We start from the raw sequence: 22324 nt of genomic DNA on the forward strand, positions 1-22324 counted from the left end.
TCAATTGAGATTTACCGGACTAAAGTCTTTACTACAAACAGGGAGGATACAAAACTATGAGCCAACAAGATTCTAAATCAGCTAGCATTTCACCTAATGGTTGCGGATGCTTATTGCTTTTAATGGGCATTGGAGTCATTGGCGCGATCACTCTGCCATCATTTCTGAAGCAGGCTGGGAAGGCAAAGGGTTCGGAACCCCAACACTATGTTAATGCAATGAACAGAGCTCAGCAGGCTCACTTTGCAGAAAAAGGTGCTTTTGCCACTTCTGTTAAGGCTTTAGAAATTCGCATTAAAACAGAAACAGCAAACGGCAAATATTCAGTTATAGCTACTAAAAAAACAGCATTTAATTATGGATTATCTAAGACAAAAGACTTGAAAAGCTGTGTTGGCGGTGTCTTTGTAGTTCATGCTAAAAAAGTGGTTTCCAATGCCCTTAAAGATGAAATAATAACCATAACCATCTTGTGCCAATCAGATTCTCCCGGTACAATTAAACCATCGATACCAACCTATAAAAATGGTAAAATTGCTTGTGGTAAAGGTACAAAACAATGACCCCAGTAATCTAACTATACGCAATATAATGACTGTCGATTACTAATATAAAGTCGGCATTCAATTGAAATTTACCGGACTAAAGTTTTTACTACAAACAGAGAGGATACAAAACTATGAGTCAACAAAATTATAAATCAGCTAGCCTTGCATCGAATGTTGGTGGATGCTTAGCGATTTTAATCGTGATTGGAGTATTGGCTTCGGTAGCTGTGCCATCCTTTCAGGTTAAGCTTAGGAACAACAAGCAATGGGAACCCAGAGATTATATTAGCTTAATCAACAAACGTCAGCAAGCCTATTTTGCCGAAAAAAGTGTTTTTAGCTCTTCTGTTAAGGCTTTAAGAATTCGCAATATTAAAACCGAGACAGAAAATTACAAATATTCCCACCCTACAACAAACAAAGCAACATTTAATTATGGAGTCTCAAAGCATAAAGATCTTAAAAGCTTTGTCGGTGCAGTTTTTGTAATTCCTGCTACAAAAGTTGAGTCAAATGCTTCTAAAAATAAAATAACGACCACATCTATATTGTGCCGATCTGATTCTCCTGGTACAATCAAACCACCAGAACCAACTTATCAAAATGGTAAAATTGCTTGTGCTCCAGGCACCATTGAAATGCCACAAACTTATGACTAGAGGCTAGATAATGACAGTGGATTACCAATATCAAATCGGCGGCAGTCTCCCGCAAAATGCACCTACTTATGTAGTGCGACAAGCTGACTCAGAACTTTATCAAGCCCTCAAAGCTGGAGAGTTTTGTTACGTGCTCAATTCCCGACAAATGGGCAAATCCAGTTTGCTGGTGCGAACTGTACAAAAACTCTCGGCTGATGGCATTGCCTGTGCTACGATCGACCTTTCGGACATTGGCAACCAGCAAGTCTCTCTAGATAAGTGGTACGGCGGCGTCGCTTACAAGCTATTGTGCAGCTTCAACCTGTTTAACCCAGTCGAGTTTATGGCTTGGTGGCGGGAGAGAGAGTTGATGTCGCCGGTGCAGCGCTTAGGAGAGTTAATTGAAGAATTGCTGCTGGTCAAAATTTCTCAAAACCTGGTCATTTTTATTGATGAAATTGATAGCGTTCTGAGTTTCCAAGAACCGCTAGACGATTTCTTTGCATTAATTAGATGTTGCTACAATAAACGCGCTCACAATTCAGAATACCAGCGCATTACATTTGCTTTGCTGGGAGTAGCTACGCCATCGGATTTAATTACCGATGCAACTCGCACGCCTTTTAATATCGGTTTAGCAATTGAATTGCACGGTTTTACATTACAGGAAGCTCTGCCTTTAGCAAAGGGATTTGAGGGAAAAGTAGACAATCCTCAAGAGGTTTTAAAAGAGATTTTGGATTGGACTGGAGGGCAGCCATTTCTGACTCAAAAGCTTTGCAAGCTGATTCTGCACCATGTAAAAAGCTTAGCTTTGGCGTCTATTATATCAGACTCAACGGATGAAAGCAAAACCGAAAATTTTACTACAAATCAATTATTAATTAGCGAGATAGTGCAATCACATATTATTGATAATTGGGAATCGTCCGATGAACCAGTACACATCAAAACAATTCGCGATCGCCTTCTCAGGAGTCAGCACCACGCCAGTAGGTTATTAGGACTATATCAAAAAATATTGCCACCCTGCGATCCCCCCCAACCCCCCTTAATCTGGGGCGATAAAATGCCCGAATTACCCTTGTTAAAAGGTGGTGGGGGAATCTGCGCGGATGATACTCCCGAACAAACAGAATTGCGGCTGAGCGGATTAGTAGTAAAACGAGCCGGAAAATTAACCGTATCCAACCGCATTTACGCAGCTATATTCAGCCACGACTGGCTAGAAAAAGCACTCGGCGACTTGCGCCCCTATGCTGAATCCCTAACAGCATGGATAGCTACAAATTGTCAAGACGAATCTCGCTTGTTGCGCGGTCAAGCACTGGAAGATGCCCGACAGTGGGCGGCTAATAAAAGCTTGAGCACCCAAGATTATCAATTTTTAGGTGCGAGTCAAGAAGCGGAATTTGCCAAATTGCGCGATCGCGAAAAACAAACTCAAACTGAAATTGAACAACTGCGCCGCGAAAAAAAGTTACTAGAGGAACTAAGCGAAGCACAAAAGCAGAAAAAAGCGATTGCAGTTAAACTTTGGCGCGAGCAACAACTGAGAGTGCAAACAGTTACAGGAGCCGCAGTCATACTAATATCAATCCTGATAGTAACTTTTTGGGTAAAACCGTCAATCGAAGAAAGAAACAACAAAATTCTCACTCTCAGTTTGCTATCAGAAACGCTATTTGCTGCGGATAAAAAAGAGGAAGCTCTGCTAGAAAGCATCAGAGCTGTTACAGAAATGAAACGATCGCTCGGAGTGAGTTCAGATATTCAGATGCGAGTGGCGATCGCCCTCGAACAGGCAGTTTACAACTTTCGGGAACGCCGCCGCTTGCAGACTCAAGCCAGTACCCTTGCTTTCGCGAGTTTCAGTCCCGACAGTCAAACAATTGTGACTGCTACCGATGATAATTATATCAAACTTTGGCAAACTAATGGAACTTTGCAAGCAACATTAACAGGGCATACGGATAAAATTATCAGGGCCATCTTCAATCCTAGCAGTCAGATTATTGTCTCAGCAAGCGACGACCAAACTGTAAAAATTTGGCAAAAAAATGGCACATTGATCCACAATTTTAAAGGACATAGCGCTCAAATAACAAGCGTCTCTTTGAGTCCAGATGGTAATATTATTGCTTCTGCCAGTGCCGATGGCACTGTTAAACTCTGGAAAATCAGCGGTGAAGAATTGTCAACTTTTCAAGTGGAGCGAGGTTGGATAACCAGCTCGAGTTTTAGCCCAGACGGTCAGATAATTGCTGTGGCTGGTACTGATGGCACTGTTAAACTTTGGAGTTTGAGAAAGGTTACGGAAAAGTTGCAAAAACAGCAGTCAATCGAAGCCAGCACCGATATCAAATTGCTCCGAACTTTACAGATGGAAAGTGATAAAATTATGAGTGTAACTTTCAGTCCAGACGGAGCCATGCTGGCGGCTGCAAGTGCTGGGGGAACTGCGAGAATTTGGAGCAAAGACGGCACACCGCTAAGTATTTTAAAGCATACAAGTGGAGTGACAAATATCAGCTTTAGTCCAGACAGCCAAATTTTGCTATCTGCAAGCACAGACAAAATGCTGAGGCTGTGGAACATTGACGGTACGTTGCTCAAAACTTTAAAAGGTAACAAGGATGCTGTTTGGAGTGCGAGTTTTAGTCCAGACGGCAAAGCGATCGCTAGTGCTAGTGCTGACGGTACGGTGATGCTGTGGAATTTTAATCTTGACGATTTATTGCAGCAGGGTTGTAATGGAGTCCGCAATTATTTGCAGACAAATCCGATCGCAAATCAAAACAATCGCCACCTCTGCGATGGGATTGGAACTCAGTCCGAACTCACGCAAAAAAAACCGGGTTAAGAGTCAAAATCTTGAGTTTGGCAGCAAAGTATCTAGGCAGAAACTGGCTTTTTGACCGCCCCTGCGTCTAGGGCTGATATCGTTAAAATTGGTAGCAGGTAATAGGTAATAGGTCAGCCCGATCGGTGTATTCAACTCTAGAACAAAAATACCAGCGCCTGCAAAAAGACTTAAGAAACGGAGTCATCGCCCTTGGGGGCATTGTATGCACGGGTACTCTCTGGTATTGGCAGATGGAAAAATGGCCTTTGCTAGATGCGGCTTACATGACAGTCTTTACCCTAGCAACTGTGGGCTACGGTGAACTTCACCCCCTCGGCAAACGCGGGCGAATGTTTACTATATGCCTGATTTTGATGGGCGTGATTGTGATTGGTTTCATCGTCAACCGCTTTACAGAAGCGCTGATTGAAGGATATTTTCAAGAAGGAGCAAGAATTAGGCAGCAGCGACGATTGGTAGATTCTTTGATCGGGCATTACATTCTCTGCGGTTTTGGGCGCACTGGCCGCCAAATTGCCTTGGAATTTCAGGCCGAATATATCTCTTTTGTGGTGATAGATTCAGCGGTGCAGTCGGTTGAGGCAGCTTTGGCACTGGGGTACACGGCTGTGCAAGGAGACGCGACTTTGGACGAAACTTTGGTGAATGTGGGGATCGATCGCGCAATTTGCATAGTAGCAGCTTTGCCTTCGGATGCCGAGAATTTATACACTGTCATGTCGGCGAAAACTCTGAATCCGAAGGTACGGGCGATCGCCCGCGCCACCACAGAAGAAGCGGTAAAGAAGTTGCAGCGGGGCGGCGCCGATGCAGTCGTATCCCCCTACATTACCGGGGGAAAACGCATGGCGGCGGCGGCTTTGCGGCCTCAAGTTATGGATTTTTTAGACGGTGTTTTGACGGGCACCGATAGTTCTTTTTACATGGAGGAATTTTTGGTCGATCCCAATAGTTGTGTCTACGTCGGGCAAACTTTGAGAAATGCCAAGTTGCGATCGCAATCGGGGGCCTTGGTTTTAGCAGTCCGGCGCGCTGGCGGAACTTTGATTGTGGGGCCTACTGGAGAAACTGCGATCGAAGGAGGAGATATGCTGATTTGTTTGGGTACTGCTGAACAACTGCGAACTCTCAATCAAATCCTCAGTCCCCTGAGTTTTCGCCTCCCCCGGCCCCCAAAGTAATACGATGCCCGGTTTCTAGTCAGGAATGTAAGTCCTCTTTTGGGGTGGTTTCGGCGGGCGAGTGAGTTAACGCCGACTGGGTTGGGGAAGTTGGAGCCTCCAAGGTTATGTGGGGCGTGTTATGCCGAGTCCCCTTGTCACAAGATTGAGTTGCAGTTTCAGCAAACGCAGGGGTGCGAAAAGCAGGGGTTAAGGTTGCGATCGGAGTGTCCTCATTGTGGGGCGCGGTTTAAGGTGTCGGCCCTTTGGGTGGATGGCCAGTGTCAGCATTGTTTTCTGGAGTTTGGGGAAATGGTGAAGTATCAGAAGTATTTATAATTCCTTTGGCTTGGAGAATTTTTTCATAGTCTTCTTGAGTCAGTGGACAATCAATCAAATCTAAAAATTGTTGCTTTGCTAAATAACACTGTTTTGCCATCTCCCCCAAAAGACTATCGGGAATATCCTTCATCTTCTTTGTATGGCTTGTTTTAGTCCTTGCTCGTGTTTTTTTGCCATCTTGGGTAAAGTAAATGAAATAATGATGATCTCCTTCTGACTCTTGAAATCCCTTTTTTAATAATCCAGACTCAACTTTTGATTTCGGGCGTGGCATTCTAGACCTCTTCAATTTGGTTGAGTAACTGCTTTCTTAAATGTTGAGCATCTGAGGCTAGATCCTCAACACTCGCTTTGGCATATTCATCCCACATCATCACAATTTGTTCATTAATTTCATAAATTAAATCATCACGAGTATAAGCAAAAACGTGAATCCCTATGTTAGGTTCTTCAACCACAAATAATTGACTGGTATCTTCATCCATTTTAGGGGTCAGTCTTAGGGGATTTTTGCAAATAAGCTTTCTCTCCAACCAGGAAATTTCTCGCAAAATAATGGGAGATAGTTCTACGGGTTCTATTCTGGTAACATCTGTTAGTTTAGTAGGATGACCCTCAGCATCCAAAGTAAACTGACCTGTTACCTGCATTAGCTGGCGACGATTTTCAATCATTGAATCTTCTAACTCTTCCAGGTAAAAACATTCGATTTCCTGGTGAGTAGGTGGATACTTTAAAACTACCGTGCGTTTATCAAAGTCAATGCGAATTAGTTCTCCTGTGACTGTCATTACAGTATCTTCAGAGGATTCTTGATTGAGCCAGCCATTGATATAAGCGGTAGATCCGTTGGTGAGATTTAATTCAGGTCTATCAGGTCGTGAAAATCCTAAACTCCAATTTTCTCCGGCTTTTGGTAGGATTCTTTTACTTTCTAATAAAGCTCTATTCCTGAGTTTTGAATCTGGGAAAATATCCTGAATTTGCTTAAAGTTTGAATGGATTAAACTGGAAAAAAAATACTCCAGTTTTTCCATAATTTCTGTATAATTGCCCAAGTGACTATTAAAACCTGAGTTCAGCACAATTGGAAGGGTATAGCTTCCAGGTTGAGGAATGCTAGCACGTAAAGCATAACGCTGCTGCATTTCCAAAGGCACTTTAAATCGTTGTTTCACTGTCCCTTTTTCTTCGACAGTAGCGAGTAGGTAAATAATTTGTTGCAATCCACCTAGAACACGCACTAAAATTTCGATGGGGACTTCACAATTCTCCATTTCCTGACCCATCAAGCGGATAGTGGCTTTTGCTTTTGGGGGTGGTGCGAGAGGCATTTTTCTAGATAGTGGCTTTTATTGTTTCTTAATCTTAACCTGAGAAAGGCTTAAAAGCTAAATTTTTTTCTGGTATCTCTAGCCTGGTATCTCTGACAAGGCGCACTATTCCAACAGAGGCAATAGCACTCCCAACAGAGGCAATAGGGCAATAGCACTCTCGTTCTCCCCTGCTAACCTACTTGCCAAATGCTGTATCTGATATAACCATACCGGAATCACAGGCTCACCTGTTTTCAGTCATACGATCGCCCTCTCCATATCAAGCTCTACCATTTGGAGCGATCGCACCCTACTCCTTTACTCTCTCACGCGATCGCCCATAAATCACATCTAACCACACCTGCACAACAAACTTCCCCTCAGCCCAAGCTGAGCGATCGTATTAATTTGTCAATAAGTACAACAATCTGTCAACGCAGACAAATAATTTGACACTCGACAAACCCTAAAGCCGATGGTGGGATTTGAACCCACGACCGTTCGATTACGAATCGAATACTCTACCCCTGAGCTACATCGGCACAGACAATTTTGAATTATAGCACAACCTAAGCGAAAAAAGCAACGAGTTGTAGAATTTAATTCAAAATTCCACAACTCCTAGCTCACCAACAGTTAAACTGTCACTTCCGTGTCAGTTGAGCCACCTCTGGCCCCAGAATAAACTAAACCCCGCTGCATATCCAGCGTCAGCATAGTTCCGTCCCGAATTACCCGCGTCGCATTCTTTACGCCCACCATGACTGGCACGCCCAAGCGCAAACCGATAATCGCGGCGTGAGAAGTCAAACTGTCCTCCTCCGTTACCACACCTGCGGCTTTCCGAATCATCTCCACAAAAGCGACGCTTGTGTGTTCCACTACCAAAATTTCTCCAGGGTGGAAATTGCCTACATCCGCAGCAGTGCGAGCAACCCTGGCTAGGCCACTCACCGATCCCAAACCGACACCGGTGCCTTTGCCTAAAACTGCTGTCACTACTTCAACTTTGATCAAATCCGTCGATCCGGCAACCCCTTGCAGAGTACCGGCGGTCATCACCACTAAATCTCCGTCGCACACTAACTCTTTTTCCTGGGCGACTGTCATGGCAGAGTGAAATGTCTGGCCTGTGGAGGGCAAATCCAGCACCAGCAAGGGTTTTACTCCCCATACTAATTGCAGTTGTCGGGCTACGTCTACGTGAGGAGTAACTGCCAAAATCGGAGTTTTCGGTCGGAACTTCGAGACATTTCGGGCTGTAGCGCCGGTTTTGGTCAGCGTCATGATGGCGGCCGCGTTCAACTGTTCGGAAATTTGGCTGACTGCTTGGCTGATGCCGTTGGGGATCGATCGACCAATATCTTCTACATTCCTAATATTCCGCTTAATTCCTTCCCTCTCCATCCGCACCGCAATTCTTGCCATCGTCGCCACCGCTTCGACGGGGAACTTGCCGACAGCAGTTTCATTGGACAGCATCACTGCATCAGTTCCGTCCAGAATCGCGTTGGCCACGTCGGAAATCTCGGCGCGGGTGGGACGGGGATTGTTGACCATGCTGTCGAGCATCTGGGTAGCGGTAATTACCGGAATACCCAGGCGGTTGGACGTAGCAATCAGCCGCTTTTGCAAAATCGGCACGTCTTCGGCGGGTAGTTCCACTCCCAAATCGCCGCGGGCGACCATCACGCCGTTGCAAAGGGTGAGAATTTCCTCCATTTGTTCGATCGCCTCGTGCTTTTCGATCTTGGCAATCACCGGTACTTGCTTGCCCGCACTAGCAATGAGCTCTTTAATTTCGAGCACATCTTGGGGATTTCGCACAAAGCTCAGGGCCACCCAATCGACACCTTGGTCGAGGCCGAACATTAAATCTTTGCGGTCTTTATCTGTCAGCGCTTTAATTGACAGGTAAACTCCCGGAAAATTCACGCCTTTGTTGTTGGAAAGCGGCCCGCCGACGACGACGCGGCAGTACAATTCCCGCGCCGCGCGGTCTACTTTTTCCACCAGCATTTCCACTTTGCCGTCGTCTAGCAGAATCACTGCTCCCTCTGGAACTTCGTCTGCTAGGGGGTCGTAGGTGACGGAAGAAATGAGCTCGGTGCCGGGAACTTGGCGGCTGGTGAGAATGAAAGGATCGCCGTTTTTGACAACTATAGAGCCTGTCTCAAAGCGCCCTAAACGAATTTTCGGGCCTTGGAGGTCTTGGAGGATGGCTACCGGCTGGTTGAGTTCAAAGGATGTTTGCCGGATTAAGCGAATGCTGCGCTGGTGGTCTTCTTCTGTTCCGTGGGAAAAGTTGAGTCGCAAAGTTGTGGCACCTGCTTCTATAAGCTGGCGCAGCACTTGTGGGTCGGAAGTTGCTGGGCCAATGGTGGCGACGATTTTAGTCCGGCGTAGGGCTTTTGGCAATTGCATCAGCGGTGTTCTGGGGAGGCAGGTGGATTTCTTGTTTAAATTTCGGCTAACGTTTCTTCTTTGCACTACAAGCAATGACGCTAGTCTGAAGTCTTAAAAATTTTGATAGTCGTCAAAAAAGTAGGTATTGAACAATATATAGAATATCTGACTTTTTACCGATCGGTAATCTTTTCTGTTCGATCGGCTTTTCTTCAAAATAACTTTAGATTTAGGCCTTGACAAATATACAGATATACCCATTCATTTTTGTTGGTTTCCCAAGAGCGTTGTGCGAATGTAACATCGGTAAGCTTGCCAAGCAACAAACTCTGATTTATATGCAGACGACGGGCGATCGAGATTAGATACAGTTATTTCACAAAAGTTTACTATTTAGAGGCTTGTATCTTATACTACGCAAGTGTGAAATATTATGGAGTGCTAACAAAGATGTCGGAGGCAGGACGGCCGCTGACAGTGCCGAAAGAGTTTCTGAGTCCTCCCGGTGACTTTAATCCGACACTGCTGCTGTTTTTGAGTTCAGTAGCGATTCTCGTGATTTCTAACTTGGGTTTCTGGTGCTGGGGATGGCCGCAGTGGTGCTGTTTTTCGCTGAACGTGTTGGCTTTGCACATGGCTGGAACTGTGATTCACGATGCGTCTCATAATGCAGCCCATCGCGATCGGACGATCAATGCTATTTTGGGACACGGTAGCGCGCTGATGTTGGGTTTTGCTTTCCCGGTGTTTACGCGGGTACATATGCAGCATCACGCCCACGTTAATGACCCAGATAACGATCCAGACCATTATGTTTCGACCGGCGGGCCTTTGTGGTTGATTGCTGCGAGGTTTTTTTACCACGAGATTTTCTTTTTTAAGCGCAAGCTGTGGCGGAAATACGAATTATTGGAATGGTTTCTCAGCCGTTTGTTTGTGATCGCGATCGTCTATATCTCGATTCAGTACGACCATTTAGGTTACGTCCTGAATTTTTGGTTTTCTCCGGCTTTGGTGGTGGGGTTGGCGTTGGGGTTATTTTTTGATTATTTGCCGCACCGTCCGTTTCACGATCGCGATCGTTGGAAAAATGCCAGAGTATATCCTAGTCCTATTCTAAATATCTTGATTTTGGGGCAGAATTATCATCTGATTCATCACTTGTGGCCTTCTATTCCTTGGTACAATTACAAGCCTGCTTATGAGGCTGTCAAGCCGCTGTTGGATGAGAAAGGTTCTCCTCAAACTTTGGGAATATTGGAAGGGAAAAAGGACTTTTGGAGTTTTATATATGACATTTTTTTAGGGATTAGGCTGCATCACAAGAAAGCGTCTGATTGACAAAAAACCCGGTTTCTTTGAGAGGCCGGGTTTTTTTTGTATGGCAGAAGGAAGAAGGCAAATGCAATTGGGGGTAATGGTTTGAGTAGGGAAACGACACTGCCTTTGGTGGTGTCAACTTAAGCTTTTAGTCCGCCACTCCTCCCACCCGGCACTCCGCCAGGGAATGAATTCCCTGTCTCATAGCTAAAGTCCTCTCAAAGAGGACTGAAGAACTCATTAGTCCTCTTTGAGAGGACTTTCACTTTGAGGCAGGGGTTTCAACCCCTGACGGACTATCGGTTTTACCTTAAGTTGACACTACCAAAGGCGCTGCCGCCACTCCTCCCACCCGGCACTCCGCCAGGGAATGAATTCCCTGTCTCATAGCTAAAGTCCTCTAAAAGAGGACTGAAGAACTCATTAGTCCTCTTTTAGAGGACTTTCACTTTGAGGGAGGGGTTTCAACCCCTGACGGACTATCGGTTTTACCTTAAGTTGACACGACGAAAGGTACTGCCGTCTCCTGACTGTGGGTAAGATTAATTCCGATGCCACGGGATTTGATATCAATCCCCTCTTGGGGAAGTGGTAAAGAAGCTAAGTAGGGGCCCAGAAACCGGGTTTTTTTACGAAAATTATGTGGTTGTAGTCCACAGATTCGGTAAAAAACCCGGTTTCTTTCGTCGGAGTGCATAAATTCTGGCGTTGCAAAGAAATGGAAAAATTTCCAGCAGATGTGGTTTCAATCCCCTCGCGGGGAAGTGGTAAAGGAGACGAAACGATCATGGCTTTATTTCTTGGTACATCCGCAAGTTTCAATCCCCTCGCGGGGAAGTGGTAAAGGAGACCATTGCGACTGATCGGAATATCCAAACCGATACCGAAATGTTTCAATCCCCTCGCGGGGAAGTGGTAAAGGAGACACTTGCAACAGAACTGGGAAGCAATGCAGCTCAAGTAGTTTCAATCCCCTCGCGGGGAAGTGGTAAAGGAGACCAAGCTCAAATGTACTTGAAAGATGGTGGTAATTTTAGTTTCAATCCCCTCGCGGGGAAGTGGTAAAGGAGACTCAAAACTTCCCTATTTTACAAGCTCCTAGCTAGTAAGTTTCAATCCCCTCGCGGGGAAGTGGTAAAGGAGACAAGAAACAAAAAACAAATAGACCCAGTAGGTGATAAGTGTTTCAATCCCCTCGCGGGGAAGTGGTAAAGGAGACATTTCCAAGGAAATATATGGTGCAAGGCATCAAGCCAAAAGTTTCAATCCCCTCGCGGGGAAGTGGTAAAGGAGACGGAATGTTTAAGACTATTAGTGTCAATGGTTTAGAGGTTTCAATCCCCTCGCGGGGAAGTGGTAAAGGAGACTCTCTCAGCAGCAATAAAGACGGCGGAGATTCGCGTAATGTTTCAATCCCCTCGCGGGGAAGTGGTAAAGGAGACGAGAATGGGAAGATGGAGACAATATGTGTGTCTCAGGAAAAAGTTTCAATCCCCTCGCGGGGAAGTGGTAAAGGAGACTGTCAATACTTCGCAGACATGCCGTGCCTTCGGTAAAGTTTCAATCCCCTCGCGGGGAAGTGGTAAAGGAGACTTAGCCGCTTTTACAATAGTAGAGAGTTACACAGACCGTTTCAATCCCCTCGCGGGGAAGTGGTAAAGGAGACGATGATCTGTATGGCAGGGTCGGAAGGCCCCAACAGTGTTTCAATCCCCTCGCGGGGAAGTGGTAAAGGAGACACGAAACTGGTTACTCGCCAAACGCAGCCGGAATAATGGTTTCAATCCCCTCGCGGGGAAGTGGTAAAGGAGACATTAATCCAGCTTTATTCAGCGGTATCCTATCTCTAGGAATGTTTCAATCCCCTCGCGGGGAAGTGGTAAAGGAGACGAGATAGACTCAGCAGAAAAAATTCGAGGAGCTAACACAAGGTTTCAATCCCCTCGCGGGGAAGTGGTAAAGGAGACAACTGAAATGGTATAAATCTTTAGATTATACTGTAACGTTTCAATCCCCTCGCGGGGAAGTGGTAAAGGAGACAATACTTTATCTTCAAAGTTATGAAGGACAATGGTACGTTTCAATCCCCTCGCGGGGAAGTGGTAAAGGAGACGCAATCATGTCGGGCACTGGTAGCGATGGCAAAAAAAGTTTCAATCCCCTCGCGGGGAAGTGGTAAAGGAGACGAGGGAATCAAACAGGAAGATATGGAGAGGCTTAAAGTTTCAATCCCCTCGCGGGGAAGTGGTAAAGGAGACTTTTTGGAGTCACGAGACCCAGCAATTTGAAGTTTCAATCCCCTCGCGGGGAAGTGGTAAAGGAGACGGTATCGTCTAGTTTCCAAATTACCCCATTTATAACCGTTTCAATCCCCTCGCGGGGAAGTGGTAAAGGAGACTGCACCGGATTTAAATCCTTGCACCCCAACACAAGCGTTTCAATCCCCTCGCGGGGAAGTGGTAAAGGAGACGGTCAAATAACCAAGGTATGTAGAATATGACAAAATGTTTCAATCCCCTCGCGGGGAAGTGGTAAAGGAGACCAAAGAACGCCGCCGCATAAGAATTAGCTTTTTGTTTCAATCCCCTCGCGGGGAAGTGGTAAAGGAGACTACAATATTGTAGCTCTGAATAATTTGGGTAAGAAGAAGTTTCAATCCCCTCGCGGGGAAGTGGTAAAGGAGACACTACTAAAAACGAAAACTATGGTCGAATTGTGTGAAGTTTCAATCCCCTCGCGGGGAAGTGGTAAAGGAGACAATACCTTGCGAAGCTCACTTTCGAGTTATACAAGGGTTTCAATCCCCTCGCGGGGAAGTGGTAAAGGAGACGCAAAGCTTAACTGATATAAATCGGTGGGGCTATACTGTTTCAATCCCCTCGCGGGGAAGTGGTAAAGGAGACTCTTGGCTGCCAACAAGAGTACGATGGCTTGCCGCTTGGAAGTTTCAATCCCCTCGCGGGGAAGTGGTAAAGGAGACCCAATTGTGCCAGCCACTTTGAAGGAAGACCTCCAAGCTGTTTCAATCCCCTCGCGGGGAAGTGGTAAAGGAGACACAGGAGCAGAACCGTTGTTGTTAACAACAGTCTGAGCGTTAAGTTTCAATCCCCTCGCGGGGAAGTGGTAAAGGAGACCATAGCACTTTCGCTATTTAGGTACCAGGAACAGAGTTTCAATCCCCTCGCGGGGAAGTGGTAAAGGAGACAGTTTACGGAACCGAGGGTGAGGGGAAGTCCTTGCGTTTCAATCCCCTCGCGGGGAAGTGGTAAAGGAGACATAATGCCGACACCAACGCTCATGATATTTTACTCACTGGTTTCAATCCCCTCGCGGGGAAGTGGTAAAGGAGACATCTTGCCAATCAAGCCAACCTAAGCTTTGAACAGTTTAAGTTTCAATCCCCTCGCGGGGAAGTGGTAAAGGAGACTGAAGCAGCATTAGTTACTCAAGTTTTTCTAAGCGTTTCAATCCCCTCGCGGGGAAGTGGTAAAGGAGACACCACAGTACACAAAGTAGCAGCTAAACCGCGACGAACAATTGTTTCAATCCCCTCGCGGGGAAGTGGTAAAGGAGACTTTACTCGGTCAAACCGAGTGATACAAATCACTGCTCCGTGGTAAACGAACAGTTTCAATCCCCTCGCGGGGAAGTGGTAAAGGAGACTCAAACGAAACTATTGAATCTATAGAGGATGCAATGAGGTTTCAATCCCCTCGCGGGGAAGTGGTAAAGGAGACCTGAAGAGGGTGCCCAGCATGGGCTCGAGAATGAGCGTTTCAATCCCCTCGCGGGGAAGTGGTAAAGGAGACTAGACATCTAGTTCTAGTTACCTAGTCTAGCATGTGTTTCAATCCCCTCGCGGGGAAGTGGTAAAGGAGACAAGTTTAAAAAACTTCAGGGTGCGTTGCAAAAATGTTTCAATCCCCTCGCGGGGAAGTGGTAAAGGAGACTGGTCTTTCTGTAGACTTAAGGTGTCAATGCAGGCGTTTCAATCCCCTCGCGGGGAAGTGGTAAAGGAGACTCTTCGGCCAGGGAGCCTTACCCAGAAAGGGTTTCAAGCCTCAAATCGACGCACCATTTTTTACCTGTCAATAAGACCCTAAAACCTGCAATAAGCTCAGTTGCTTGCAAGCCGTAACCCTTGGTATCAGAGTAATCGACGCACCCCAACGAAAAAATCAGGGTTTTGCCGATCGCCCGAGGTGCGTCGATTGCCGATCTGCGACACTGAAACTAGCCGCAGATCCAAAAAAAAACTATGCAATTTTCAACGTTCTGGAGCGATCGAGCTTTGCAACTCGCAAACTCACCATACACCTTAACCTGCAACTTGTCAACCCCTTGAGAGTAAAATCCGACGAGAGCCTTTTTTGAGTTGTCGGGGCGACAAAATCCCAGAAACCGGGTTTTTGGGGTTTCCGTCGGCTGTAAGGCATCTTCTGAGGAAAAAACCCGGTTTCTCAGAACCCGTGAGTCTAGGAATGTTTGACTTTTGGAGTTGTCGGGGCGATCGACTTTCACAGGCGCCAAGTCTATTGATTAGATAAATCCAAGGCGATCGACAAAGCGCTATCCAATTGCACCACAGTAGACTCAGAAAGTGTCCCGCGTTTACGTAAAAGGCGACTTTTCGCCAAAGCGCGAACTTGCTCTCCAAGTGCTATTGAGTCTCGATCGAATCCTCCATCAGGAGCAATTATCAGTACCTGACTCCGATAAATGCGGCGTGGTGGGCGATAAGTGGTACAAGGAACCACAAGCACAACTTGACTCGACGCATTTATCGAATCGTTGCTAACAATAATCGCTGGGCGAGTCCCTCCTTGCTCTGAACCTTGAACAGGTTCAAAATCAGCATCATAAACTTCACCGCGTCTCATATTCCGACTCACCTATTAGCAATGCTTCCCAGTCGGCTGTCTCAAATTCTTGACAAATTGCCAAAGCTTCTGCTTGATATTCTAGATCGTTTGCCATTTCTGAAAACTCGGCATAAATCACTCGATCGGGCTTGAGACTTACTAACTGGTGAGGTTCGCTATTTCGCTCAATTATTTCAGCACCATAGGCAATACAAGCAAGAATATCCTCTCGCCCTATACTAGGATACTGCTGAATTATTTCCTCAATAGTCGAGCCACTAGCTAGGCAATCTAGAATCACAGAAACCCAGATTTGATGTCCCCGAATGCAGGGTTTACCATAGCCGATATTGGGATCGATCGAGATTCGAGATAGTAAGTTTGTTCTATTCATAAAACATCCTCATTTAACCTGCAATTTGTCAACAAGAAAGAGAGTCAAATCCGACGAGAGCCTTTTTTGAGTTGTCGGGGCGACAAAATCCCAGAAACCGGGTTTTTGCGGTTTTCGTCGGCTGTAGGGCGTCTTCTGAGGAAAAAACCCGGTTTCTGGGGGCCCGTGAGTCTACGAGTGTTTGACTTTTTGAGTTGTCGGGGCGATCGACATTCACAATCGCCAAGTCTAAATTTCCCCAGCCACCGCCACCGCTAAATTCCTATCCGGGCGCAAATTTTGAGCTCCCCGCAAATAAGGATGATAAATTTCAGTATGTGCCGGCCAGTTAACGTGAATTAAAAACCGGATGCAGCGTTCCAAAGCACCCTCAACGTGCATTTGCTGTACGTCCAACAAAGGAACATTACACCAGTGAGGACGTTCGCGGGCGATCGCAGCCGGAAACACAGCATCTAAATCACGAGTAGCAGAAAACGTAGCACTAATAATTAAATCTGGATTTATATCATTTTTTGCTTCTAATTCATCTAATAATTCTCTCACCGCTTCTCGAATTGCTGCCACCGAATTCTCGCTAGCAGTAGTAGCCCCACGAATCCCCCGCACTTGCCAATCCACGCAAAATTCCTCCATATTAGTCAGTTGTTCAGTAGTCAGTTGTCAGTTGTTAGTTGTCAGTTGCTAGTTGTCAGTTGCTAGTTGCAATTACTAATTACTAATTACCAATTACCACTGCCAACTGACTACTGTCCACTGCCAACTGACTATTTAATCACGGGCGATACATCCACAGCGGCAAACCGCTAGTAGAAAGCTCGAATTCCAGCAAATTATTGTAAGCTGAAAGCCCGGATATATCCAGACTACTCCCCAAGACACGATTTAGGAAAGGTTTTTGTTTTTCTAGCGTGCAAGACTCGGTTTTTTCCGGGTCGAGGCCTGCGAGTTCGGCGGCAAGGCGGCGAGCGTCCTCTTCTGTTCCCAGTCGATCGACCAAACCCAATTCTAAGGCTTGCTGACCAGTAAAAACGCGACCGTCGGCAAAACTTTTCACTTTCTCAACACCCAAGTTTCGGGCTTCCGCAACGGTTTCCACGAATTGCTGGTAGCTGGTGTCGATCAAGTCTTGCAGAATTTGCTGTTCCGGATCGGTCAATTCGCGATCGAATGCCAAGATATCTTTATACGGCCCCGATTTAATCACCTGAAAAGAAACGCCTACTTTTTCTAACAGCCGTTCTAGATTGTTACCCCGGATAATCACGCCAATGCTGCCGGTAATTGTACCGGGATTAGCAACGATATGCTCGGCTCCCATGCCGATGTAAACTCCGCCAGAAGCTGAAATATTGCCAAAACTGGCAACAATTTTGACTTTTTCGCGCAAACGCTTGAGGGCGCTGTAAATTTCCTGGGAATCGCCCACAGTGCCGCCGGGGCTGTCTATCCGCAGCAGCAAGGCGGGAAATTTGCGTTCTTCAACGGTTTTGAGAGCTTCTAGGACTCGTTTACGGGTTTCTCCGGCAATGGCTCCGGTGATTTCGATACGGGCGATTTGTTTGCGGTAGCGGGGCTTGAATGGCCAAATCATGGGCAGTGTACAGGCAATGTTACGGATTTTTGTAGCTAACTTCTTATAGTGTGCCTTATTCATCGGGGTAGATGTTGTGCCTGTGTTCGCAACAGGCAAGATGCCTGTTCCACCTTGATTTTGTGGAACAGGCATCTTGCCTGTTCATAATGACCGAGATTTGTGCGATCGCATTTAACTCAACACCAATATATAATTGTAAAAATTGCTTAACAAAACTACATCATCCCCACGAGAATCAATCTCATCAATTATCTGGAGCCCTCCCCATGCAGCTAAAACTTACCGATTCAAAACTGCCTTTTGCCCCGCTGTTGCTAATTGCGCCGTTTTTCCTGTGGGGAACCGCAATGGTAGCGATGAAGGGGGTGATGCCGCACACAACGCCACTGTTTGTGGCATTCGTGCGTTTAGTACCTGCGGGCGTGTTGGTGCTGTTGGCGGCGGCGCTGATGGGAAAACCGCAGCCGCAGGGTTGGAAAGCTTGGCTGTGGATTTCACTGTTTGCTTTGGTTGACGCTACTTTGTTTCAAGGCTTTTTAGCCGAAGGTTTGGCGAGAACCGGTGCGGGTTTGGGTTCGGTGATGATTGATTCTCAGCCGCTAGCTGTGGCGATTTTATGTTTGTGGCTGTTTCAAGAAAAAATTGGTTTTTGGGGCTGGTTGGGATTAGTTATTGGCGTTGCTGGAATTAGTTTGATCGGGTTGCCTGATGGCTGGATTTTGGGGCTTTTTCATCCTGAAAACAGGGAGGTTTCTGCGGGAATCGAACAGTTGTTTCAGGGTGGAGAATGGTTGATGCTGTTGGCTGCTTTGTCGATGGCTGTGGGTACGGTTTTGGTGCGCTGGGTTTGCCGTTATGTTGACCCGGTGGTGGCGACTGGTTGGCACATGATTTTGGGCGGTTTGCCGCTGTTGGCAATTTCGGCTGCAACTGAGTCTGATCAGTTTGTGAATATCGATTTTTCCGGCTGGATGGCGTTAGGTTATTCTACTGTGTTCGGAAGTGCGATCGCCTACGGTTTATTCTTTTATTTTGCTTCGAGTGGCAGTTTAACAAGTTTAAGTTCTCTTACCTTTCTTACGCCTGTATTTGCTTTGCTATTCGGCAATTTGTTCTTGGGCGAGGTGTTGAATCCGCTGCAATCGATGGGAGTCGGGCTGACTTTGGTGAGTATTTATTTGATTAATCAGCGGGATACTTTGGGTGAGAAATTGAAGAAAGTGCGGCACGGTGAAGCGAGTGCAGAAGTTGAAGCAACAGGATTATTAGAGTCGTCTGAGTTGAATTCTGTAGAATTACCCGTGCAGTTGCGGGTTAGCGAATTGGAATCAGAAGTTTAGCGCTTTGAGAAATTTAGGGAGAATTGGTTAATTCTTGAATTAACTGATTTGGAGTTACAATCCTAGGAGTAGTAACCGGAAAATCTCGCGGGTTGCGGGTGACAATGGCATCAATTAGATTGATTACAGCAGTGCTGTACTGAATCGCATCTTCAAAATCCTTGAAGTTGCAAGTTAATGCCATTGAAATAACTGAGTTATCTACTGTTGCGACTTGACAAAATGTGGCTAGCTGCCGCAAAAAATCCAGCGTCCAATCGCGGCCTCTGTCTCTGCGGATAATATAGTAAAGGTCGCTAAAAGTTGATGCTGAAATATAGCCTTGAATTTGTGCTTCTTCAACAAAAGTTAAAATGCGATCGCTCTCAGCAAATAAAGGTTCTCGTTCGAGCGCAACATCTACTATTATATTGGTGTCTATCAGGATTTTCACAAGTTATGTTTTTCCTTTAAATATTCCCATTTTGCTTGTTTGTCTGGATCGTCAAAATCCAGCGGTTCAGGTACAGCATCTCGATCGAATAAACCTTGAAATGCCTTCACGTTAGTTTTAAACTTTTTTTGAGGTGCTTCAGGTGCGATCGCATTTTCTGACGCGCTGGCTTGTTTAACCGTATCAGGTAGCTGCAAGACGATGATTTCTACATCTCCCGGCGGCATATTCACGGGTTCCACAACTACCAAGTTGCCAGTTGCATCGATTTTACCTCTAAGTTTGTATGCTTGCATGGTAATCTCCGATAACTATGTTTCTATTATATGACATAATAACCTGTTTCATTACCACTCCTCTTCATCACCACTCTTAATGCCTCTGCTTTGAATCTCTTCTATAAAAGTTTTTAAACTGGGATTTTCTGCGTAATGCTTCATCAAAACTTTATGCTTGCGATATTGTTCTGAAATTACTCGATAATATTCAGGATTTTTAGCATTAGCGTCGATCGTAAACTTATGTTTTTTCGCAAGTTGCAGGTTTAAAGTATCGAGGCAGTTCTTAACTTTAGCTTGTTTCTTCTTGTCTGTATAATACAGGGGCAGCAACCAACACTCAATAGAATGTACGGAGATGGCAAATATAATTTGTTGTTGATATCTGCTGTAAAAATTATCGCCGATCGCATTTCTAAACTTTTCAATAACTTTTGCAATTAACTGCTGGGGAGTAAACTCACCGTTTTCATCTTGTTTTGCTACACCATAATCTTCTGAAACATCCGTATCTATCTGAATAATGATATAGTCAATAAATTGAAATGCTTCTTGAAATTTTTTTGACCTACAATAATCAAATACTAGAGTCCAGCCGCCGGTTTTGGATTTATCTCTTTTTGGCTGAAGAGGTGTCACCTCTATATATGCACTCTTAAAATATCCAGCTAAAATATCTTCTATTACAATTTGGTCAGTCAGTCCCTCTGCAATCAATCCAAAACTAATCATATTAAAAATTCTTAGGAAGTCCGCCGATATAGCCTCTCAAAAATGCCTCGGATAATTCTACTGGTTCTTGGCCCTCTACAGGTTTGGGACCCAGAATGCGTCTGGCTTTAGTATAACCTAATTGGTTGCGAGAAATCACAAGCAGTCGCTGTTCGTCATCCTCTAAATCCAAACCGTCCAAAACTGCCGGATTGTGGGTTGTAAAGATAACTTGTTTGTCGTGTTTTTTTGCTAATTCGACTAATTCTTGCATTAATCTGCGACACAATCTGGGGTTGAGGGAAGCGTCAATGTTATCTATTGCGAAAAATTTAGGTGTGAGATCGCTGACGAACAAGGTAAAGTAAAACAGTAAAAATAAAAATCCTTCATTCGAGCTTCTTTGGTCGAAATAACTTAAATGAGTATCTAAGTACCTATCTTGGATTTGGATAGAAGTTTGCATTGCTGCTAAATTTTGAGAAACTTCAAAATCTTTAAACCAATCTATCAATCGCAGATTTTCTTTGATTTGATTGAGTTTACCTTGGTTTTGGTCTACACTCAAGACATTTATAAGTTTAAATAAGCCTTCGCCCTTAATGCCTAACGGTTGAATTTGCCCTTCTTTTTCAAAAGTTCGTAACGCGGGATTTTCAGGAGAGTAAATTACGAATAGATTTACGTCAAGTAGTTCACTAAATGATTCTGCCTCCTTTTGAAAGCTTAAAAAAAGGTCTTCGGAAAGCTCATTTTTTTCTTCTAAAATAGATATCAATTTGTTTCGACCGCCATATTTTTGAACCACCTGCTTAACAGCATTCTTGAGAGAGGTTTCAGTATTACCCAAAAAGGTTTTACTAAGCCACTGAGAATAAGGAGCATTATCATTTTGTAAAATACAACTGAATGGTTGTCCCTTATTCGCTCTTAACTCAATGCTGATATCTTTATCTAAATTTTCCCTTTCAAAAGCCGATCGCATAAATTGAGGTTCTGTAACTCTGATGCCCCTAGATGCTAAAAACTCGTTATCCAGCTTATCATCTGCCGCCGCAGAAGCAAGGGCGATCGCCTCTAGGATATTGCTCTTGCCGCAGCCATTTTCACCGATCAATACAGTTACTCGTCCTAACTCTAGTTTCAGCTTTTGAATGGACTTATAATTTTCGATTCTGACTTCTCCAATCATAATTCAATCCCATATAATCTTAGTGTACTCATTGTATCTCCGATCGCATGAATCTCAAACAACGCTTGCACAGCCATCTGATTCAAATTGTACGCGATCGCAATCCATACCTCGCATCCGAAGGGCATTTTTATGCTCAGCAATACATCCGCGAACAGTTGGCACAGTGGGGAACTGTAGAAATTGACGATTTTGCGGTGCGCGGGCGAATTCATCACAATTTTATCTTGGATTTACCCCCCCTCAGTCCCCCCCTTGCTAAGGGGGGGAAGCAAGAAAAGAAGCAAGAAAAGCCGATCGTAATTGGTGCTCATTACGATACTGTACCCGGATCGCCTGGGGCCGATGATAATGCTACTGGTGTTGCTGTTTTGCTGGAACTCGCAAGGGAGATCGCATCTGCGCCGCTCAAATATCCAGTGCAATTAGTCGCCTTCGATATGGAAGAATACGGTTATTTGGGAAGCCGTCATCATGCAGCTAAATACAAGCAACAGCAAGAGTCAATTCGGTTAATGATTTCTTTGGAAATGTTGGGTTATTGCAACCATAATCCTAATTCTCAAAGCTATCCCGCTGGCTTGAAATATTTTTATCCAAATAGTGGCAATTTTATTGCTTTAATTGGCACTTTGCGGACGGTTCCCGATTTGATTAATTTGAGTAGGAAAATTCGCAAATCTGGTCAGCCCTGCGAGTGGCTACCGGTGCCGAATCGAGGTTTAATTGTGCCGGATACTCGCCGCAGCGATCATGTTCCTTTTTGGGATAATGGTTATCCGGCTATTATGGTGACTGATACTGCTAATATGCGAAATCCGCATTATCATCGAGAAAGCGATAGGATTGAGACTTTGGATTTGGATTTTCTGGCTGGTGTTTGTCAGGGGTTAGTCAATGGCATTCGACATCTATAAT

18 protein-coding genes, 1 tRNA gene and 1 CRISPR repeat array are annotated in these 22324 nt (G+C 45.1%); of the genes, 7 read left to right on the forward strand and 12 right to left on the reverse strand.

Features of this window, described 5'->3' with window-relative positions; translation table 11 throughout:
• Positions 1-56: 56 nt before the first annotated feature.
• The 4 genes from QUB04_RS00510 (at position 57) to QUB04_RS00525 (ending at position 5236) form a co-directional block, all read left to right on the forward strand.
• Positions 57-563 carry a type IV pilin-like G/H family protein gene (locus tag QUB04_RS00510; protein ID WP_333279902.1) on the forward strand — a complete coding sequence of 169 codons (507 nt, stop codon included), beginning with the start codon at positions 57-59 and terminating at the stop codon, positions 561-563.
• 116 nt (positions 564-679) lie between these two features.
• The gene (locus QUB04_RS00515) at positions 680-1207 is read left to right on the forward strand and encodes a type IV pilin-like G/H family protein (RefSeq protein ID WP_333279904.1); all 528 of its coding nucleotides are present in this window, start codon (positions 680-682) and stop codon (positions 1205-1207) included.
• A gap of 10 nt (positions 1208-1217) precedes the next feature.
• Positions 1218-4052, forward strand: a complete 2835-nt coding sequence (locus QUB04_RS00520; RefSeq protein WP_333279906.1) for an LpqB family beta-propeller domain-containing protein — start codon at positions 1218-1220, stop codon at positions 4050-4052.
• Positions 4053-4177: 125 nt separating this feature from the next.
• Positions 4178-5236 carry a potassium channel protein gene (locus QUB04_RS00525; RefSeq protein ID WP_333279908.1) on the forward strand — a complete coding sequence of 353 codons (1059 nt, stop codon included), beginning with the start codon at positions 4178-4180 and terminating at the stop codon, positions 5234-5236.
• 229 nt (positions 5237-5465) lie between these two features.
• On the opposite strand, the gene QUB04_RS00530 is transcribed toward QUB04_RS00525, so the two are convergent.
• The 4 genes from QUB04_RS00530 to pyk form a co-directional block, all read right to left on the reverse strand.
• Complete coding sequence (locus tag QUB04_RS00530) at positions 5466-5831, reverse strand: hypothetical protein (RefSeq protein WP_333279910.1); 366 nt, start codon at positions 5829-5831, stop codon at positions 5466-5468.
• A gap of 1 nt (position 5832) precedes the next feature.
• Positions 5833-6891: a hypothetical protein gene (locus QUB04_RS00535; RefSeq protein WP_333279912.1), complete on the reverse strand. Its 1059-nt coding sequence runs from the start codon at positions 6889-6891 to the stop codon at positions 5833-5835.
• A 452-nt stretch (positions 6892-7343) separates the two neighbouring features.
• A tRNA-Thr gene (locus QUB04_RS00540) sits at positions 7344-7415 on the reverse strand.
• 94 nt (positions 7416-7509) lie between these two features.
• Positions 7510-9297 (reverse strand): pyruvate kinase, encoded by a 1788-nt coding sequence (gene pyk, locus QUB04_RS00545; RefSeq protein ID WP_333279914.1) that lies wholly within the window; start codon positions 9295-9297, stop codon positions 7510-7512.
• Between the two features lie 432 nt (positions 9298-9729).
• Between pyk and crtR the strand changes: the two genes are divergently transcribed.
• Positions 9730-10620 (forward strand): beta-carotene hydroxylase, encoded by an 891-nt coding sequence (gene crtR / locus QUB04_RS00550; RefSeq protein ID WP_333279916.1) that lies wholly within the window; start codon positions 9730-9732, stop codon positions 10618-10620.
• Positions 10621-11341: 721 nt separating this feature from the next.
• Positions 11342-14620: direct repeats of the CRISPR family, unit length 36 nt; unit sequence GTTTCAATCCCCTCGCGGGGAAGTGGTAAAGGAGAC.
• Between the two features lie 511 nt (positions 14621-15131).
• Here crtR and QUB04_RS00555 read toward each other — a convergent pair.
• The 4 genes from QUB04_RS00555 to sppA all read right to left on the reverse strand — a co-directional run bounded on the left by QUB04_RS00555 (position 15132) and on the right by sppA (position 17449).
• A complete protein-coding gene (locus tag QUB04_RS00555) occupies positions 15132-15479 on the reverse strand; it encodes a type II toxin-antitoxin system PemK/MazF family toxin (protein ID WP_333279918.1) in 348 nt (115 codons plus the stop codon).
• Positions 15466-15855, reverse strand: coding sequence for a DUF433 domain-containing protein (locus QUB04_RS00560; protein ID WP_333279920.1), 390 nt, complete (start codon positions 15853-15855; stop codon positions 15466-15468). The genes QUB04_RS00555 and QUB04_RS00560 overlap by 14 nt, the downstream gene beginning before the upstream one ends.
• A gap of 228 nt (positions 15856-16083) precedes the next feature.
• Positions 16084-16491 carry a chorismate mutase gene (gene aroH, locus QUB04_RS00565; RefSeq protein ID WP_333279922.1) on the reverse strand — a complete coding sequence of 136 codons (408 nt, stop codon included), beginning with the start codon at positions 16489-16491 and terminating at the stop codon, positions 16084-16086.
• Positions 16492-16630: 139 nt separating this feature from the next.
• The gene (gene sppA, locus QUB04_RS00570; protein ID WP_333037394.1) at positions 16631-17449 is read right to left on the reverse strand and encodes a signal peptide peptidase SppA; all 819 of its coding nucleotides are present in this window, start codon (positions 17447-17449) and stop codon (positions 16631-16633) included.
• 269 nt (positions 17450-17718) lie between these two features.
• Here sppA and QUB04_RS00575 point away from each other — a divergent pair, with 269 nt between their 5' ends.
• Entirely contained in the window at positions 17719-18792 is a 1074-nt protein-coding gene (locus QUB04_RS00575; protein ID WP_333279924.1) for a DMT family transporter, read from the forward strand.
• 13 nt (positions 18793-18805) lie between these two features.
• On the opposite strand, the gene QUB04_RS00580 is transcribed toward QUB04_RS00575, so the two are convergent.
• From QUB04_RS00580 to QUB04_RS00595, 4 genes are read right to left on the reverse strand one after another with little or no spacing between them, the layout of a single operon-like run.
• Positions 18806-19225 carry a PIN domain-containing protein gene (locus tag QUB04_RS00580; RefSeq protein WP_333279926.1) on the reverse strand — a complete coding sequence of 140 codons (420 nt, stop codon included), beginning with the start codon at positions 19223-19225 and terminating at the stop codon, positions 18806-18808.
• The gene (locus tag QUB04_RS00585; RefSeq protein ID WP_333033220.1) at positions 19222-19521 is read right to left on the reverse strand and encodes a hypothetical protein; all 300 of its coding nucleotides are present in this window, start codon (positions 19519-19521) and stop codon (positions 19222-19224) included. Before QUB04_RS00585 ends, QUB04_RS00580 begins: the two co-directional genes overlap by 4 nt.
• Before the next feature lie 51 nt (positions 19522-19572).
• Positions 19573-20235: a phage tail protein gene (locus QUB04_RS00590; RefSeq protein WP_333279928.1), complete on the reverse strand. Its 663-nt coding sequence runs from the start codon at positions 20233-20235 to the stop codon at positions 19573-19575.
• Position 20236: 1 nt separating this feature from the next.
• Positions 20237-21406 (reverse strand): AAA family ATPase, encoded by a 1170-nt coding sequence (locus tag QUB04_RS00595; protein ID WP_333279930.1) that lies wholly within the window; start codon positions 21404-21406, stop codon positions 20237-20239.
• 47 nt (positions 21407-21453) lie between these two features.
• Here QUB04_RS00595 and QUB04_RS00600 point away from each other — a divergent pair, with 47 nt between their 5' ends.
• Positions 21454-22323, forward strand: coding sequence for a M20/M25/M40 family metallo-hydrolase (locus QUB04_RS00600; protein ID WP_333279933.1), 870 nt, complete (start codon positions 21454-21456; stop codon positions 22321-22323).
• Position 22324 lies beyond the last annotated feature (1 nt).

Source organism: Microcoleus sp. D2_18a_B4 (assembly GCF_036702475.1).
Classification (GTDB): domain Bacteria; phylum Cyanobacteriota; class Cyanobacteriia; order Cyanobacteriales; family Microcoleaceae; genus Microcoleus.

Coding starts and splice junctions, on each gene's coding strand:
- QUB04_RS00510 (WP_333279902.1), top strand. CDS start 57: ATGAGCCAACAAGATTCTAAATCAGCTAGCATTTCACCTAATGGTTGC.
- QUB04_RS00600 (WP_333279933.1), top strand. CDS start 21,454: ATGAATCTCAAACAACGCTTGCACAGCCATCTGATTCAAATTGTACGC.
- QUB04_RS00595 (WP_333279930.1), bottom strand. CDS start 21,406: ATGATTGGAGAAGTCAGAATCGAAAATTATAAGTCCATTCAAAAGCTG.
- QUB04_RS00590 (WP_333279928.1), bottom strand. CDS start 20,235: ATGATTAGTTTTGGATTGATTGCAGAGGGACTGACTGACCAAATTGTA.
- QUB04_RS00555 (WP_333279918.1), bottom strand. CDS start 15,479: ATGAGACGCGGTGAAGTTTATGATGCTGATTTTGAACCTGTTCAAGGT.
- crtR (WP_333279916.1), top strand. CDS start 9,730: ATGTCGGAGGCAGGACGGCCGCTGACAGTGCCGAAAGAGTTTCTGAGT.
- QUB04_RS00535 (WP_333279912.1), bottom strand. CDS start 6,891: ATGCCTCTCGCACCACCCCCAAAAGCAAAAGCCACTATCCGCTTGATG.
- QUB04_RS00575 (WP_333279924.1), top strand. CDS start 17,719: ATGCAGCTAAAACTTACCGATTCAAAACTGCCTTTTGCCCCGCTGTTG.
- sppA (WP_333037394.1), bottom strand. CDS start 17,449: ATGATTTGGCCATTCAAGCCCCGCTACCGCAAACAAATCGCCCGTATC.
- aroH (WP_333279922.1), bottom strand. CDS start 16,491: ATGGAGGAATTTTGCGTGGATTGGCAAGTGCGGGGGATTCGTGGGGCT.
- QUB04_RS00520 (WP_333279906.1), top strand. CDS start 1,218: ATGACAGTGGATTACCAATATCAAATCGGCGGCAGTCTCCCGCAAAAT.
- QUB04_RS00560 (WP_333279920.1), bottom strand. CDS start 15,855: ATGAATAGAACAAACTTACTATCTCGAATCTCGATCGATCCCAATATC.
- QUB04_RS00530 (WP_333279910.1), bottom strand. CDS start 5,831: ATGCCACGCCCGAAATCAAAAGTTGAGTCTGGATTATTAAAAAAGGGA.
- pyk (WP_333279914.1), bottom strand. CDS start 9,297: ATGCAATTGCCAAAAGCCCTACGCCGGACTAAAATCGTCGCCACCATT.
- QUB04_RS00585 (WP_333033220.1), bottom strand. CDS start 19,521: ATGCAAGCATACAAACTTAGAGGTAAAATCGATGCAACTGGCAACTTG.
- QUB04_RS00515 (WP_333279904.1), top strand. CDS start 680: ATGAGTCAACAAAATTATAAATCAGCTAGCCTTGCATCGAATGTTGGT.